This is a genomic window from Leisingera sp. JC11 (assembly GCF_040704725.1).
Classification (GTDB): Bacteria; Pseudomonadota; Alphaproteobacteria; order Rhodobacterales; family Rhodobacteraceae; genus Leisingera.
The window spans coordinates 142,674-155,482 of sequence record NZ_JBFCVS010000010.1 but is presented as its reverse complement, the minus strand read 5'-3'; the positions used below and the strand labels follow the sequence as shown (position 1 = coordinate 155,482).

The following is a 12,809-nucleotide window of genomic DNA, read 5'->3' as shown; positions in this document are numbered from 1 at the left end:
CAAATGGTGGCAGTCATGGCAAAGACACCGACAGGAAAGAACACATCCGGCCGCGGGCAGCGGGATCTAAAGGTCAATGTGAAAACCGCCCGCGGGCGCAAGCTCAGCTCGACCCGCTGGCTGCAGCGGCAGTTGAACGACCCCTATGTAAAACGAGCTCAGGCCGAAGGCTACCGCGGCCGCGCGGCCTACAAGATCATGGAGCTGGACGACAAGTTCCGCTTCCTGGTGAACGGCGCCCGGGTTGTCGACCTGGGCTGCGCACCGGGCGGCTGGGCGCAGGTTGCGGTAAAGCGGATCAATTCCCTGGGCGAGAAGCCGGGCAAGGCGGTCGGCCGCATCATTGGTGTCGACCTGCAGGAGGTCGAACCGCTGGCTGGGGCCGAATTCCACCAGCTCGACTTCATGGATGACGGGGCCGATGAACAGGTCAAGGAATGGCTGGGCGGCAAGGCGGACGTGGTGATGTCGGACATGGCGGCAGCCAGCTCGGGCCACAAGCAGACCGACCATTTGCGGATCATCTCGCTGTGCGAAACCGCAGCCTATTTCGCCTTTGACGTTCTGGAGGAAGGCGGCACCTTTGTCGCCAAGGTTCTGGCTGGCGGCGCCGAAGGCGAGCTGCAGAAGCTGCTGAAGCAGAAGTTCACCAAGGTGATGAACATCAAGCCGCCCTCCTCGCGTTCGGACAGCTCTGAAAAATTTGTGGTGGCCACAGGCTTTCGCGGCTAGGCCCCGTCAGACCCGGCGGCTGTGCGGCATGGTCAGCGACCGTGCCGCCAAAGTGCGCAGCATAATGGCCTCCTCGCCGTCTTCATCGGTCAGCCGGGATACCCGCAGCTTGCGGCCGGCATGGCCGCCCATTTCACGCTGCCGCTTGAGTTCAAACAGCCGCAGATGGCGCAGTTTGTTTTGCAGTTTCGTCATGATGGCCCCTTCTGGATCCGCTGCTTTCCTGCGGACCTAAAGGTCGATTGGGCTGAGACATGGGCGCAATTGTGGCAACCCTGCCTTATTGTTGAAATTCCGGAAACAGTTGCACATAGGCCGCAGGCGTCACGTCCGACCCAGGCTGTTTGCGATATCGATCAATGCGCCGTTGAACTCCGCGCCCAGGATTAAAATTGCGGAGTTGAGATAAAGAAAAATCATCGCCGCCATGGCACCAGCAAGGCCCGCGTAAGTAGCGGAATACTGCGCGAAGGAGCTGACATAAATGGCAAATCCGCTGCCGCAGATCAGCCACAACAGAAGCGTCAGCACCGCACCTGGCAGGATCCGCCGGAAACGGTGGACCCGCCCCGGCAGAATGAGGTGAAACGAAAGCACTGCGCCCACCGGCAACATGACCGCAAACAGGCGGCTCAGCCCCCTCTCCCATTGGCTGGAGGGCTGTCCGAACGGCAGAAGGTCGGCCAGGTAGTGCACATACAATGGAAGAAAGACTTCAAAGACCGCTGAAGCCAGGATCCCCGCCCCGCCAAGGATCACCAGCCCGATACAAAGCGCCCGGGTTTTCCAGAACGGCCGGGTATCGGTATCGTGATAGGCCTGCACCAAGGCAATGCGAACGGCGTCGACTCCGTTGGACGCAAAGTACAGCGCAAACAGCCCGCCCAAGGTTGCCAGTTGCGTGCTCGACGTCCGTAAGACCGCCTCAACCTCCGCAAGGATCGGCTGAGCAACGGATTCCGGCCATGAACCGAATACCAATTCGGTCATACTGTCCATTTCTACCCTCTGCGAAAAAATGCCCGCCACCGTGCCCGCCAGTGCCACGGTAAACAGAACAAAGGGAAACAGCGCCAGCATCATCGACATGGCGATGTGACTGCTCATTACCCAGCCATTCTTTCTGTTGAAGCGGCTTGCGGCGGTTATCAATGCGGCTGGCCACATTCGGATTGGCGGCAGGATGGGCATAGCGGCACGGTTCCACAACTGCAGCGAAAATGCCAGCGGCAAAACAAGTCGCCCGCTCTCGCCTTGCTGGACTGGAGGCGCCGGGGATGGCGAAGTGTCCCATTCAGTATTAGGTTGACTCCAAGGCAGTTTTTGGAGCCCGTGATGTTCTGGATTGTTTTCAGCACGGCCGCGCTGGCCGCAACCTGGACGGCTGCCGGACTGGCGGCGCTCAGTGCCGCGCGCACCGCGCGCACACCGCAAGGGGCCATCGGCTGGGTTGTGTTCCTGCTCGCCGTCCCGGTCCTTGCCCTGCCTGCCTATCTGATCTTCGGTCACCATCGGTTCAAGGGATACTGGAAATCCCGCAGGGCCGCAGAGCAGGCCGTTATCGCCAAGCGAAACTTTACCAGCGCCCAATCACAGGACGCCGCGGCGGCGGGTGTCAATACTGCGCCTTTCGAAGTGATTGCCGGCCTCAACATATGCCGCGGTAACGGGTTGGATATCCTGGTTAACGGCACCGAAACATTCAACTCCATCTTTGAAGCCATTGAAAACGCACAGGACTACATCCTGATTCAGTACTACATACTGCGCGCCGACGGCCTGGGGATGCAATTGCAGTCCCGGCTGATTGCCGCGGCAGAGCGCGGCGTTACTGTCTGGTTCATGACGGACAGCATCGGCAGCCGCAAACTGTCCCGCGACTACAAGCGCGCGCTGGAGGCTGCGGGTGTCAACATAATAGATCCGGCGGTTCAGCGCGGCCCCTGGCACCGTTTGCGGATCAATTTCCGCAACCACCGGAAAACCGTAATCGTGGACGGACGCACCGGTTTTACCGGCGGCCTGAATGTAGGGAATGAATACTTGGGGCTGAATCCTGAGTTCGGGCCATGGCGGGATACGCATGTCCGGCTGACCGGACCTGTGGTGCAGCAGCTTCAGCTGTCCTTTGCGGAGGATTGGCTCTGGCGCACCCAGGAGCCTATCCTGGACCTTCTCAACTGGGAGCCCGAAACCTCACCGCAGGACCTGCCAGCACTGATCGCCTCAACCGGCCCCGGTGACACCACCGGCAACGGTTCCATGCTCTACTTCTCCGCCATCACGGCTGCGCGGACCCGGATCTGGCTGGCCTCCCCGTACTTTGTGCCAGACCAGGATGTGTTCGCAGCCTTGAAGCACGCAGGCCTGCGGGGTGTCGATGTCAGGGTACTTTTGCCGGAAACCATTGACCATCACCTACCGTGGCTTGCCAGCTTTGCATTTTTTGATGAACTGCGCGAGGCCGGCGTCCGCATCCTGCGCTATGAGGGCGGTTTCATGCATCAGAAGTGTTTTGTCGTCGACGACACGATCGCCGGAATTGGAACCGCAAACCTGGACAACCGCTCCTTCCGGCTGAACTTTGAAACCATGGCCCTGTTTTTCGCCCAGCGGCCCGCTGAGCAGGTTGCGGAAATGCTCGCCAAGGACTTTCAGAACGCGAAGGAGCTAGCTGTGAGGCTTGACCAGCAGAACCCGCGCGTCCGCCTTCTTGCGCCTGTCGCGCGCCTGCTGGCGCCTGTGCTTTAACCGTCTCCCTCAGAGCGCTGTCCGTTAAAGGAAAACAGCCGCCCCATGGCGCTGACAAGGAACGCCGTGCTGATTCCGAAACCGAACAGCCCCGTTACCGCAGCCAGCGCTGCAAAGATCCTCAGCGCGGGTCCCAGAACCACATCGCCGTAACCAAGCGTGGTGTAGGTCACCAGCGAAAAATAGACCGAAGTATTCCAATCCTCGATCGCGCCGACCAGAACAAAGGCCGAGGACCAGATCCAAACCTGTGCGGTATGGCTGCCAAGAATAATGAAAATGGCCACCACCAGCATAAGACCCAGCTGCCAGGGCCGGTAGGGTTTAGAAAACCGCTTGGACAGCCTGTTCAGCACAGAGGCGCACCAAACCAGGATCGTGATCTCCAGGATCAGGCAAGAGCTGAGGTAGATTGATCCCCACAGCAGCTGGTTCCACAGCGTCATGCCGGACCTCCCATTCTGATCGTGCTCTGGCAACCCATGGCTGCACCTTAAAAATCCTGCCTGCAATAGGCAATTGCCGCTTTCCGCCGCTCCCGGCAGCCGGCGCCGCAGTTGAGCCGGTCTGGACTTCCCGCAATCACGGGTGTTGAGTACCTTTGCAGCAATTGATGACCAAAAAAGCGAAAGTTGCCGCAAATGGTTCTGAAGATCCGCAATGTGACCAAGAGCTATCCCGGCCAGACGGCGGAAACAGCCGTTCTGCGCGGGGTATCCCTGGATCTGGCAGCGGGCAGGAGCCTGGCTCTTACCGGGGAAAGCGGCTCCGGCAAAAGCACGCTGCTGCATCTGGCCGGGGCGCTGGATCATTTCGACAGCGGCGAGATCGAGATTGACGGGACCCGTCTGTCCGGGCTTGGCGACGGTCAGCGGGCTGCATTGCGACGGCGTGACGTTTCGCTTGTATTCCAGCAGTTTAATCTGATCCCTTCACTCAGCGTCGGAAGCAACATCGCATTGCATGCCCGTCTTGGCGGCAAATGGGACACAGGCTGGGGAACACGGCTGGTGGACCATCTGGGCCTGTCCACCGTGCAGGAGCGCTATCCTGAGCAGCTGTCCGGCGGGCAGCAGCAGCGTGTGGCCATCGCCCGCGCGCTGGCCGTGCGGCCCAAGCTGCTGCTGGCGGATGAGCCGACCGGCAACCTGGATGAAACCGCCAGCGCCGCCGTGATGGAGCTGATGCTGCAGCTGGTCCGGGAAAGCGGCACTGCGTTGTTCCTGGTCACCCATTCTGCCGCAATTGCCCAGATGCTGGACCACCGCCTGCATCTGCAGCACGGCACGACCGCATGACAGGCGCCACGCTTCTGGTCATCCTGTCGCATTGGCGGCGCCATCCCCTTCAGCTGGCAACCCTGGTCACCGGGCTGGCGCTTGCGGCTGGTTTATGGTCGGCAGTTCAGGCCATCAACGCTGAGGCGCGGGCCAGCTATGACCGTGCCGCGGAACAACTTGGCACCGCGGGGGCTGCCCGGCTTGTTCCTGAAGCTGGAACCATCCCCGTTGCCCGTTATGCCGACCTGCGCCGGTCCGGCTGGCGGCTGGCCCCGGTGCTGGAGGGCGTTGTCAGGCTCGAGCGGCAAAGCTTTGATATCATGGGGGTTGACCTGCTCCAGCACCCGCAGGCCCCGGCCTTGGCCACGGCCGCGGAAGCAGACTCCGTTCCGCCGCTGGAAGCTCTGCTGCCGCCAGGAAGGATCTTTGCGCACCCGGAAACGGCAGCGCTCCTGACTGCATCGCAGCACGTGCACCCTGTAACTCGAATGGCAACATTGCCACGCGGAATAGCTTTGGCGGACCTCAGCCTCGCCAGCCGCTTGCTGCGGCGTCCGGACAGCCTGAGCTATCTGCTGGTTCTGCCGGAGCAGCGCCCGGGGCTGACACCGCTCAGTGAGCTGGCGCCTGAGCTGACCCTCATCCCTGCCCATGCCGCCGCCTCGGACACAGCGCGGCTGACGGACAGTTTCCATCTGAACCTTACCGCCTTTGGCCTGCTCTCCTTTGCGGTAGGCCTGTTCATCGTCCAGGGCACCATCGCGCTCAGCCTCGAGCAGCGGCGCGGGATGATCCGGACGCTGCGCAGCCTCGGGGTGCCAATGCGCTTGCTGTCCGGCCTTTTTGCTGCGGAACTGGCCGTGCTTGCGCTCCTCGCTGGCGCAGCCGGACTGGCCGGCGGCTATGTGGTGGCGGCCGCGTTGTTGCCCGGTGTCAACGCTACGCTGGCTGGTTTGTATGGTGCACCAGTGGATGGCAGCCTCTCGTTGCGGCCGGGCTGGGTTCTTTCAGGTCTGGCAATGACATTGGGCGGCACGTTCCTGGCCGCGGCGCAGTCTCTCTTTGCGCTTTGGCGCATGCCATTGCTTGCTGCTCCGGCGGCCCGCGCCAGAGGCCAGCAAGCCAGCCGATCGCATCTGGCAGGAGCTGTGTGCGGGGTCGCAGCTATCGCCGCTGGATTCTTGATACTTGCAACATTTCAAGGACTTATTTCTGGCTTTGCATTTCTGGGCGCCCTCATGCTCGGCGCTGCACTTTTGCTGCCGCTGCTTGTTTCAACCGGTTTGTCGCTGGGCGCGCGGTTTGCGAAGGGGGCCTACTCAGAGTGGCTATGGGCTGACACGCAGGCGCAGATTCCGGGTATGTCCCTGGCCTTGATGGCACTTCTGCTGGCTCTGGCCGCAAACATCGGCGTTGGCACCATGGTATCCAGTTTCCGCCTGACCTTTACCGGCTGGCTGGATCAGCGCCTGTTTGCTGAGGTCTACGTCACAGCCACCAGCGATTCCCAGGGCGCAGAATTAGCGCGATGGCTTGAAAAGCAGGGTATAACAGCCCTGCCGCGCCGCTATAAAGACAGCCGCTTCAAAGGTGCGCCCTTGCGGATCTACGGCTTTGAGGATGACGCCGCCTTCCGGAAGAACTGGCCGCTGCTGGACGCTCTGCCGGATGTCTGGGACCAGACCGCCAGAGGTGAGGCCATGCTGATAAATGAGCAGCTGGCGCGCCGTCACGGGCTGGTTCCCGGCGGGGTGCTTGAGCTTGAACCAGAATGGCGTCTGCCCATTGCCGGAATCTACTCAGACTATGGCAACCCGAACGGCCAGGCAATGGTCTCGCTGGCGGCCCTTCTGGCACGCGCGCCGAACATTCCAAACCGCCAGTTCGGTTTGCGCGCAGCTCCGCAGGAGATTTCAGGATTAATCAAGTCGATCCGGGAAGAATTTGATATTCCCAGGGAAAACATCACTGACCAAGCGACAGTCAAGGCCCGCTCACTGGCGGTCTTTGACCGAACCTTTGTCATCACCGCGGCACTGAACCTCCTGACGCTGGGGGTGGCGGGTTTTGCGCTGCTGACCAGCCTTCTGACTTTGTGGAACCAGCGCCTGCCCCAGCTTGCACCGGTCTGGGCCATGGGAGTGACCCGCCGCCAGCTGGCCGCTGCGGAGGTTCTGCGCAGCCTGCTATTGGCGGCTGTCACAGCGGTTCTGGCGCTGCCGCTGGGGCTGGCTTTAGCCTGGTCGCTGCTGTCGGTGATCAATGTGGAGGCCTTTGGCTGGAAGCTGCCGATGTTTCTGTTTCCGCTCGACTGGCTGCGGCTGTTCCTGCTGGCGCTGCTGGCAGCGGTCATTGCCGCCGCGCTGCCTGCCCGGCGGCTCAGCCGGATCGATCCGGCAGAACTGCTTAAGGTGTTTGCCAATGAACGTTAGGTTTTTCCTTTGTGCCGCAGCCGCAGGCTGGGCCACCGCCGCGCAGCCACAGGGCTACGCCGGGCTGGGAACGGAAGCAGAGGGGTTCGCCATCCCGCAGCCCGGCACCCAGCTGTCCTTTCCTGCAGACCATGGCCCGCATCCCGATTTCCGCATTGAATGGTGGTACTTGACCGCCAACCTCGTAGGAACCGACGGTGCGGATTACGGCATCCAGTGGACGCTGTTCCGCTCCGCTCTGGCGCCGGGAGAAGCGGAAGGCTGGAAAAGCCCGCAAATCTGGATGGCCCATGCGGCCGTGACCTCGCAGGATCAGCACCTGTTCGCAGAGCGCATTGCCCGCGGCGGGGTTGGCCAGGCTGGCGTGCAGGCGGATCCCTTTAACGCCTGGATAGATGACTGGCAGATTCGCTCCGCTAGAGAGACCTTTGAGAAGTTGTCACTTTCCGCCGCTGGAAGTGACTTTTCATACGATTTGGACCTCACCTCTTATGGCCCGCTGGTACTGCACGGCGACAATGGCTATTCGGTGAAATCCGCCAGCGGCCAGGCGAGCCACTACTATTCTCAGCCGCATTATCAGGTCTCCGGCACGCTCGAGCTTCCCGACGGCCCAATCACGGTCACTGGCCATGGCTGGCTGGACCGCGAGTGGTCAAGCCAGCCGCTGGCAGAGGATCAAAGCGGCTGGGACTGGTTCTCCCTCAGCTTTGACAGCGGCGGCAAGCTGATGGGATTTGTGCTGCGCGGCGAAACCAGCAATTTCACTTCCGGCACCTGGATAACTGCTGACGGAACAGCTGAGCCGTTGGCGCCGGGAACTTTCCAGGCAGGACCCTTGGAAACCAGTGATGTGGAGGGACGCAAGATCCCCACGCGCTGGAAAGTCTCCCTGCCTTCCCAAGGAGTTTCCGTTGAAGTTCAGTCGCTTAATCCGCAAAGCTGGATGGGCACCTCGTTTTCCTACTGGGAGGGGCCGGTCACGGTAGCCGGCAGCCACAGCGGCACAGGATACCTTGAGATGACCGGTTATGAATAAGGGCGCCCGAAAGCGCCCTTGTTTTTTAGCGGACCACAAAGACCGAGCAATCCGAGTGCCGGATCACCCGGGCCGCGTTTGGCCCAAGCAGGTAGTCCTTCAGATCCGGCTTATGCGCACCAATCACGATCAGGCCGCTGCCCGCGGTTTCGGCAACCTTCAAGATCTCCTGATAGGCGGTACCGGTTGCCACCAGGTGGCGGACCTTGGCATTGCGCTCTTTACCCAGAACCTTGGCGCATAGATCGCTCAGACGCTGGGTCGCGTCCTTGACCGCATTCTCATGGTGATGCTCCTCAAAGAACCCCGAGACCCAGCTCTCGCCGAAGTCCGGCAGGACATTGACAACATCCAGCTGGGCCCCGTCCAGGCCGGCCAGCCGCCCGGCCTGCGTCAGGACCTTCTCGTCCAAGTCCTGATCGTTCAGTTCCAGGGCGCAAAGAACGGGTTTGCTCATGCTGTTACTCCTTCTTCTTCACGCGCGCGGCCGCGCTGCATCAGGGCGATCAGCGCCACCAGCAGCAGCGCCGGCAGGAACATCAATTCCTTTGGAAGCTGGCTGGCGGGCGCCTGGATTGCAATGATCTGAACCGGTGCGTCAGCGTAGAAATCGAAGCTTTCCAGATTCGGCGCTGCCGGGGTTCCGAACATCGGTTCTTCCAGCTTGACCGCACCGTCTTCCTCCAGCAGCAGAAGCCCGTAGGCATCCACAGCCGCCTGGCCATCCGTGCCGTCGGCGGTCATGATCATTGTAGTGCTTTTGATTTCGGAAGTGTCGAAATCAGGACCTTCCACGGTGATCCGCAGCTCCGCCCCTGGCTCCGCATCTTCCAGCGCCTGTGCCAGCTGGGCCGGCGGGACCTGAGCAAAGGGAGGCATCACCCGGTCCATGAAGAAGTCCGGCCGGAACAGCGCAAAGGCTGCGAAGATCAGCAGGATGCTTTCATAAATCCGGTTGCGGCTGACGAAGTAGCCCATGGTGCCGGCGGTAAAGACCAGGATCGCAATGGTGGCTGATATGGCCACGAGTATCCCCTGTATCCAGTTCACATCGATCAGTAGAAGATCGGTGTTGAAGATGAACACAAACGGCAGTGCCACAGTCCGCAAGCTGTAGAAGAACGCAGTGAAGCCGGTGCGGATCGCATCGCCGCCTGATACCGCCGCCGCCGCAAAGCTGGCAAGCCCGACCGGTGGCGTCACATCCGCCATGATCCCGAAGTAGAACACGAACAAGTGCACCGCAATCAGCGGCACGATGAGCCCGGACTGCGCACCCAGTTCCACCACCACACCGGCCATCAGCGAGCTGACAACGATGTAGTTGGCGGTGGTCGGCAGGCCCATGCCCAGAACAAGCGAAAGAAGGCCGACCATCACCAGCATCAGTATCAGGTTTCCGCCCGAGACAAACTCGACCAGATCTGCCATCACCTGACCCACACCGGTCAGCGTCACCGTCCCCACGATAACGCCTGCAGTAGCAGTGGCCAGCGCGATGCCAATCATGTTGCGGGCGCCATCGATCAGGCCGTTCCACAGGTCATGGACGCCTTCAACAAAGGCGTTTGCCATGTGGCTCTGACCGCGGAAGATCGCCTTAAGCGGTTTCTGGGTCAGCAGGATCACAAACAGAAGCGCAGTTGCCCAGAACGCCGACAGCCCCGGCGACTTCTGTTCGATCATCAGGAAGTAGACCAGCACGATGATCGGCAGAAGGTAATGCAGGCCTGCCTTGTAGATCTCAGCGACCACCGGCAGTTCGACCTCCTGCGCGTTCGGGTCATCCGGCACCAGGTCATCCACACCCGAGGCCAGCCACAGCAGCGCGATATAGGCAACCACGACTAGCGCAGACAGGGTCATGCCAGACGCGCCGGGCATCGCCGCGACGATCCATTTCACCGGATACTGTACGCCGTAGCAAAGCGCAGCAAAGCCTGCGAAGAACAACGCCATGCCGCCGATGGTGCGGCCCATGGACACCACGCGGTTGCCAAGCGTAGGCATGTTCCGCTTCACCGCCTCCAGATGCACGATATAGACCAGCGCGATGTAGGAAATCGCGGCCGGCAGGAAGGCATGGGTGATCACCTCGACGTAGGAAATGCCCACGTATTCCACCATGAGGAAGGCGGCAGCCCCCATCACCGGCGGCATGATCTGTCCATTCACAGAGGAAGCGACCTCAACCGAGCCCGCCTGTTCGGAGGTGAAACCGACGCGTTTCATCAGCGGGATGGTGAATGTGCCGGTGGTGACCACGTTCGCGATGGAGGACCCGGAAATCAGGCCGGTTGCGGCAGAGCCGACCACCGCTGCCTTGGCCGGGCCGCCGCGCAGGTGGCCAAGCGCGCCGAAGGCCATCTTGATGAAGTAATTGCCGGCGCCTGCCTTATCGAGCAGGGCACCGAACAACACGAAGAGAAAGACGAATTTGGTGGAGACACCCAGGGCAATGCCGAACACGCCCTCAGACGTGATCCACATATGGCTCATCGCCTTTTTCAGGCTGGCGCCCTTCCAGCGGATGACTTCCGGAACGTATTCGGAAGAGCCGAAGAACACGTAGAGAAGGAAAATCGTCGCGATGATCGCCATCGCCGGTCCAAGGGCCCGGCGGGCAGCTTCGAACAGCAGGATCAGGCCGGCGAGGGCAAACCACTTGTCCATGTCGTCTGCAAGGCCGCCGGAATCAACGATTTTCTGATAGAAAATATAGCCGTACATCGCGATCGCGGTGCCGGCCAATGCGAAAATCCAGTCCTGCACCGGGATGTAATTCCGCGGACTGGACTTCAACGCGGGATAAGCAGCGTAGGCCAGGAAAATGGCAAAGGCCAAATGGATTTGGCGGGAATTGTTAATCACGCTGCCAGGCAGCAGCAGGTTGGCCACTGGCGAGGCCAGGATGACTTGGAACACGGACCAGATGACGGCGACGATCGCCAGGAACAGCCCCACGCTTCCCACCGGGTTGCGGGCGCCGGCGTCGGAGGACGCGACCAGTTCCTGAAGCTCTTCTTCGCTAAGCGGCCGATTTCCCTGAGCATCGGATGTCATGGATAATCTCCCCTGCGGCCGCCGTTTCCCGGGGCCGGTATTGTCAAGCCCGGGCCTGTGGCCTCAGGCGAAAACGGGGCGCGTGATGCGCCCCGTTCCTGCTGTCTGGCGGATTACTCGATCCAGCCTTTTTCTTTGTAGTATTTGGCTGCGCCCGGATGCAGCGGCGCCGACAGGCCGTCCGCGATCATCTCTTCCGGTTTCAGGTTGGCAAACGCCGGGTGCAGCTTCTGGAAGGCTTCAAAGTTCTCGAAGACAGAGCTGACCACTGCATAGACCGCATCCTCAGAGACGTCGGCGGAGGTGACGAAGGTCGCGCCCACACCAAAGGTGTTGGTGTCGTTGTCGGACCCGCGGTACATGCCGCCCGGAATGGTCGCGGTACGGTAGAAGGAGTTGTCGGCAACCAGTTTCTCAACCGCTTCACCATCCACGGTCACCAGCACCGAGTCACAGGCGGTGGTGGCTTCCTGAATGGAGCCCGACGGGTGGCCAACGGTATAGATCATCGCGTCGATCTGGTTGTCGCACAGCGCTGCGGACTGTTCTGCCGCCTTCAGCTCGGTCGCCAGGGCGAAATCTTCCATGCCCCAGCCCTTGGCTTCCATCAGAACTTCCATGGTGCCGCGCTGGCCGGAGCCCGGGTTGCCGATGTTGACGCGCTTGCCTTTGAGATCGTCAAAAGTGGAAATACCGGCATCTGCGCGGGCCACAACGGTGAAAGGTTCCGGGTGGACCGAGAACACGGCGCGCAGGCCTTCGAAGGCACCTGCTTCCTCAAACTTGGAAGAGCCGTTATAGGCGTGGTACTGCCAGTCGGACTGGGCAACGCCGAACTGCAACTCGCCTTCGCGAATGGTGTTGATGTTGTAGACCGAACCGCCGGTGGATTCGACGGCGCACTTGAACCCGTGCTCCTTTCGGCCCTTGTTCACCAGACGGCAGATGGCGCCGCCGGTCGGGTAATACACGCCGGTCACGCCGCCGGTGCCGATGGTGATATATTCCTGAGCAAATGCTGCGGGCGCCGAAAAGGACGCCGCCACCAATGCACCGATAGCCAGCTTGGTGTGTTTCATGATCAAGTCTCTCCCACTTGTCTTATGATTTGCAGCTTGTCCATGTACGCCGGAAACACAGTTCTGCAGTCGTCCCACTGCCGTAAGTTCCGGCCCGCTGGGCAAGCTGCGTGCCGATTATTTTGCACGCGCAGAAGGGTTCCACTGCCCATCCTTCAAGTCAAGGGTGCTATTTATTGCCGCACCCACTTTGTGCCTGTTTTTCCCGGCATTGACGTCACTTAGGGAAATTTCCCCGCAGAAGACCGGCCCTTCCCTCCTGAAGTAGCACAATGTTTTTTCTTGCAAGGAAAATCCGCTTGCGCGCGATTCTCCTGCAGCCCCTCTTCCATTTCGCTTGTGGCGCTTTTCCCGCTCCGCAGGAAATTTCTGCGTTCCTTGCCCGTTTGGAAAATGAACCGGTGACAAACTGCCGCAACGACGCTATCAAGCG

11 protein-coding genes are annotated in these 12,809 nt (G+C 60.9%); 5 read left to right on the top strand and 6 right to left on the bottom strand.

The window, feature by feature from the left end; genetic code table 11:
- Positions 1 to 15 precede the first annotated feature (15 nt).
- Positions 16 to 732 (top strand): RlmE family RNA methyltransferase, encoded by a 717-nt coding sequence (locus AB1A62_RS13150; protein ID WP_366661911.1) that lies wholly within the window; start codon positions 16 to 18, stop codon positions 730 to 732.
- Positions 733 to 738: 6 nt separating this feature from the next.
- Here AB1A62_RS13150 and AB1A62_RS13145 read toward each other — a convergent pair whose 3' ends face one another.
- Complete coding sequence (locus tag AB1A62_RS13145; protein ID WP_366661910.1) at positions 739 to 927, bottom strand: hypothetical protein; 189 nt, start codon at positions 925 to 927, stop codon at positions 739 to 741.
- A gap of 129 nt (positions 928 to 1,056) precedes the next feature.
- A complete protein-coding gene (locus tag AB1A62_RS13140; protein WP_366661909.1) occupies positions 1,057 to 1,839 on the bottom strand; it encodes a YihY/virulence factor BrkB family protein in 783 nt (260 codons plus the stop codon).
- Positions 1,840 to 2,067: 228 nt separating this feature from the next.
- Between AB1A62_RS13140 and cls the strand changes: the two genes are divergently transcribed.
- The gene (gene cls / locus AB1A62_RS13135; protein ID WP_366661935.1) at positions 2,068 to 3,483 is read left to right on the top strand and encodes a cardiolipin synthase; all 1,416 of its coding nucleotides are present in this window, start codon (positions 2,068 to 2,070) and stop codon (positions 3,481 to 3,483) included.
- Here the strand turns inward: cls and AB1A62_RS13130 are convergent.
- The gene (locus AB1A62_RS13130) at positions 3,480 to 3,929 is read right to left on the bottom strand and encodes a potassium channel family protein (RefSeq protein WP_366661908.1); all 450 of its coding nucleotides are present in this window, start codon (positions 3,927 to 3,929) and stop codon (positions 3,480 to 3,482) included. The two genes, cls and AB1A62_RS13130, sit on opposite strands and share 4 nt — an antisense overlap.
- Before the next feature lie 195 nt (positions 3,930 to 4,124).
- Between AB1A62_RS13130 and AB1A62_RS13125 the strand changes: the two genes are divergently transcribed.
- The 3 genes from AB1A62_RS13125 to AB1A62_RS13115 are packed head-to-tail and all read left to right on the top strand — an operon-like array spanning position 4,125 to position 8,234.
- On the top strand, positions 4,125 to 4,781 hold the full coding sequence (locus AB1A62_RS13125) for an ABC transporter ATP-binding protein (protein WP_366661907.1): 657 nt from the start codon (positions 4,125 to 4,127) through the stop codon (positions 4,779 to 4,781).
- On the top strand, positions 4,778 to 7,195 hold the full coding sequence (locus AB1A62_RS13120; protein ID WP_366661906.1) for an ABC transporter permease: 2,418 nt from the start codon (positions 4,778 to 4,780) through the stop codon (positions 7,193 to 7,195). The genes AB1A62_RS13125 and AB1A62_RS13120 overlap by 4 nt, the downstream gene beginning before the upstream one ends.
- Positions 7,185 to 8,234 carry a lipocalin-like domain-containing protein gene (locus AB1A62_RS13115; protein WP_366661905.1) on the top strand — a complete coding sequence of 350 codons (1,050 nt, stop codon included), beginning with the start codon at positions 7,185 to 7,187 and terminating at the stop codon, positions 8,232 to 8,234. The genes AB1A62_RS13120 and AB1A62_RS13115 overlap by 11 nt, the downstream gene beginning before the upstream one ends.
- 25 nt (positions 8,235 to 8,259) lie before the next feature.
- Here AB1A62_RS13115 and AB1A62_RS13110 read toward each other — a convergent pair whose 3' ends face one another.
- From AB1A62_RS13110 to AB1A62_RS13100, 3 genes are all read right to left on the bottom strand, one after another.
- Positions 8,260 to 8,691, bottom strand: coding sequence for a universal stress protein (locus tag AB1A62_RS13110; protein WP_366661904.1), 432 nt, complete (start codon positions 8,689 to 8,691; stop codon positions 8,260 to 8,262).
- Positions 8,688 to 11,297, bottom strand: a complete 2,610-nt coding sequence (locus tag AB1A62_RS13105; RefSeq protein ID WP_366661903.1) for a TRAP transporter permease — start codon at positions 11,295 to 11,297, stop codon at positions 8,688 to 8,690. The genes AB1A62_RS13110 and AB1A62_RS13105 overlap by 4 nt, the downstream gene beginning before the upstream one ends.
- A 113-nt stretch (positions 11,298 to 11,410) precedes the next feature.
- Positions 11,411 to 12,376 (bottom strand): TAXI family TRAP transporter solute-binding subunit, encoded by a 966-nt coding sequence (locus tag AB1A62_RS13100; protein WP_366661902.1) that lies wholly within the window; start codon positions 12,374 to 12,376, stop codon positions 11,411 to 11,413.
- Between the last annotated feature and the right edge of the window lie 433 nt (positions 12,377 to 12,809).

What these genes read in the sequence shown, in the direction of transcription:
- AB1A62_RS13150 (WP_366661911.1), top strand. Translation starts at nt 16, where the DNA reads ATGGCAAAGACACCGACAGGAAAGAACACATCCGGCCGCGGGCAGCGG.
- AB1A62_RS13145 (WP_366661910.1), bottom strand. Translation starts at nt 927, where the DNA reads ATGACGAAACTGCAAAACAAACTGCGCCATCTGCGGCTGTTTGAACTC.
- AB1A62_RS13140 (WP_366661909.1), bottom strand. Translation starts at nt 1,839, where the DNA reads ATGAGCAGTCACATCGCCATGTCGATGATGCTGGCGCTGTTTCCCTTT.
- cls (WP_366661935.1), top strand. Translation starts at nt 2,068, where the DNA reads ATGTTCTGGATTGTTTTCAGCACGGCCGCGCTGGCCGCAACCTGGACG.
- AB1A62_RS13130 (WP_366661908.1), bottom strand. Translation starts at nt 3,929, where the DNA reads ATGACGCTGTGGAACCAGCTGCTGTGGGGATCAATCTACCTCAGCTCT.
- AB1A62_RS13125 (WP_366661907.1), top strand. Translation starts at nt 4,125, where the DNA reads ATGGTTCTGAAGATCCGCAATGTGACCAAGAGCTATCCCGGCCAGACG.
- AB1A62_RS13120 (WP_366661906.1), top strand. Translation starts at nt 4,778, where the DNA reads ATGACAGGCGCCACGCTTCTGGTCATCCTGTCGCATTGGCGGCGCCAT.
- AB1A62_RS13115 (WP_366661905.1), top strand. Translation starts at nt 7,185, where the DNA reads ATGAACGTTAGGTTTTTCCTTTGTGCCGCAGCCGCAGGCTGGGCCACC.
- AB1A62_RS13110 (WP_366661904.1), bottom strand. Translation starts at nt 8,691, where the DNA reads ATGAGCAAACCCGTTCTTTGCGCCCTGGAACTGAACGATCAGGACTTG.
- AB1A62_RS13105 (WP_366661903.1), bottom strand. Translation starts at nt 11,297, where the DNA reads ATGACATCCGATGCTCAGGGAAATCGGCCGCTTAGCGAAGAAGAGCTT.
- AB1A62_RS13100 (WP_366661902.1), bottom strand. Translation starts at nt 12,376, where the DNA reads ATGAAACACACCAAGCTGGCTATCGGTGCATTGGTGGCGGCGTCCTTT.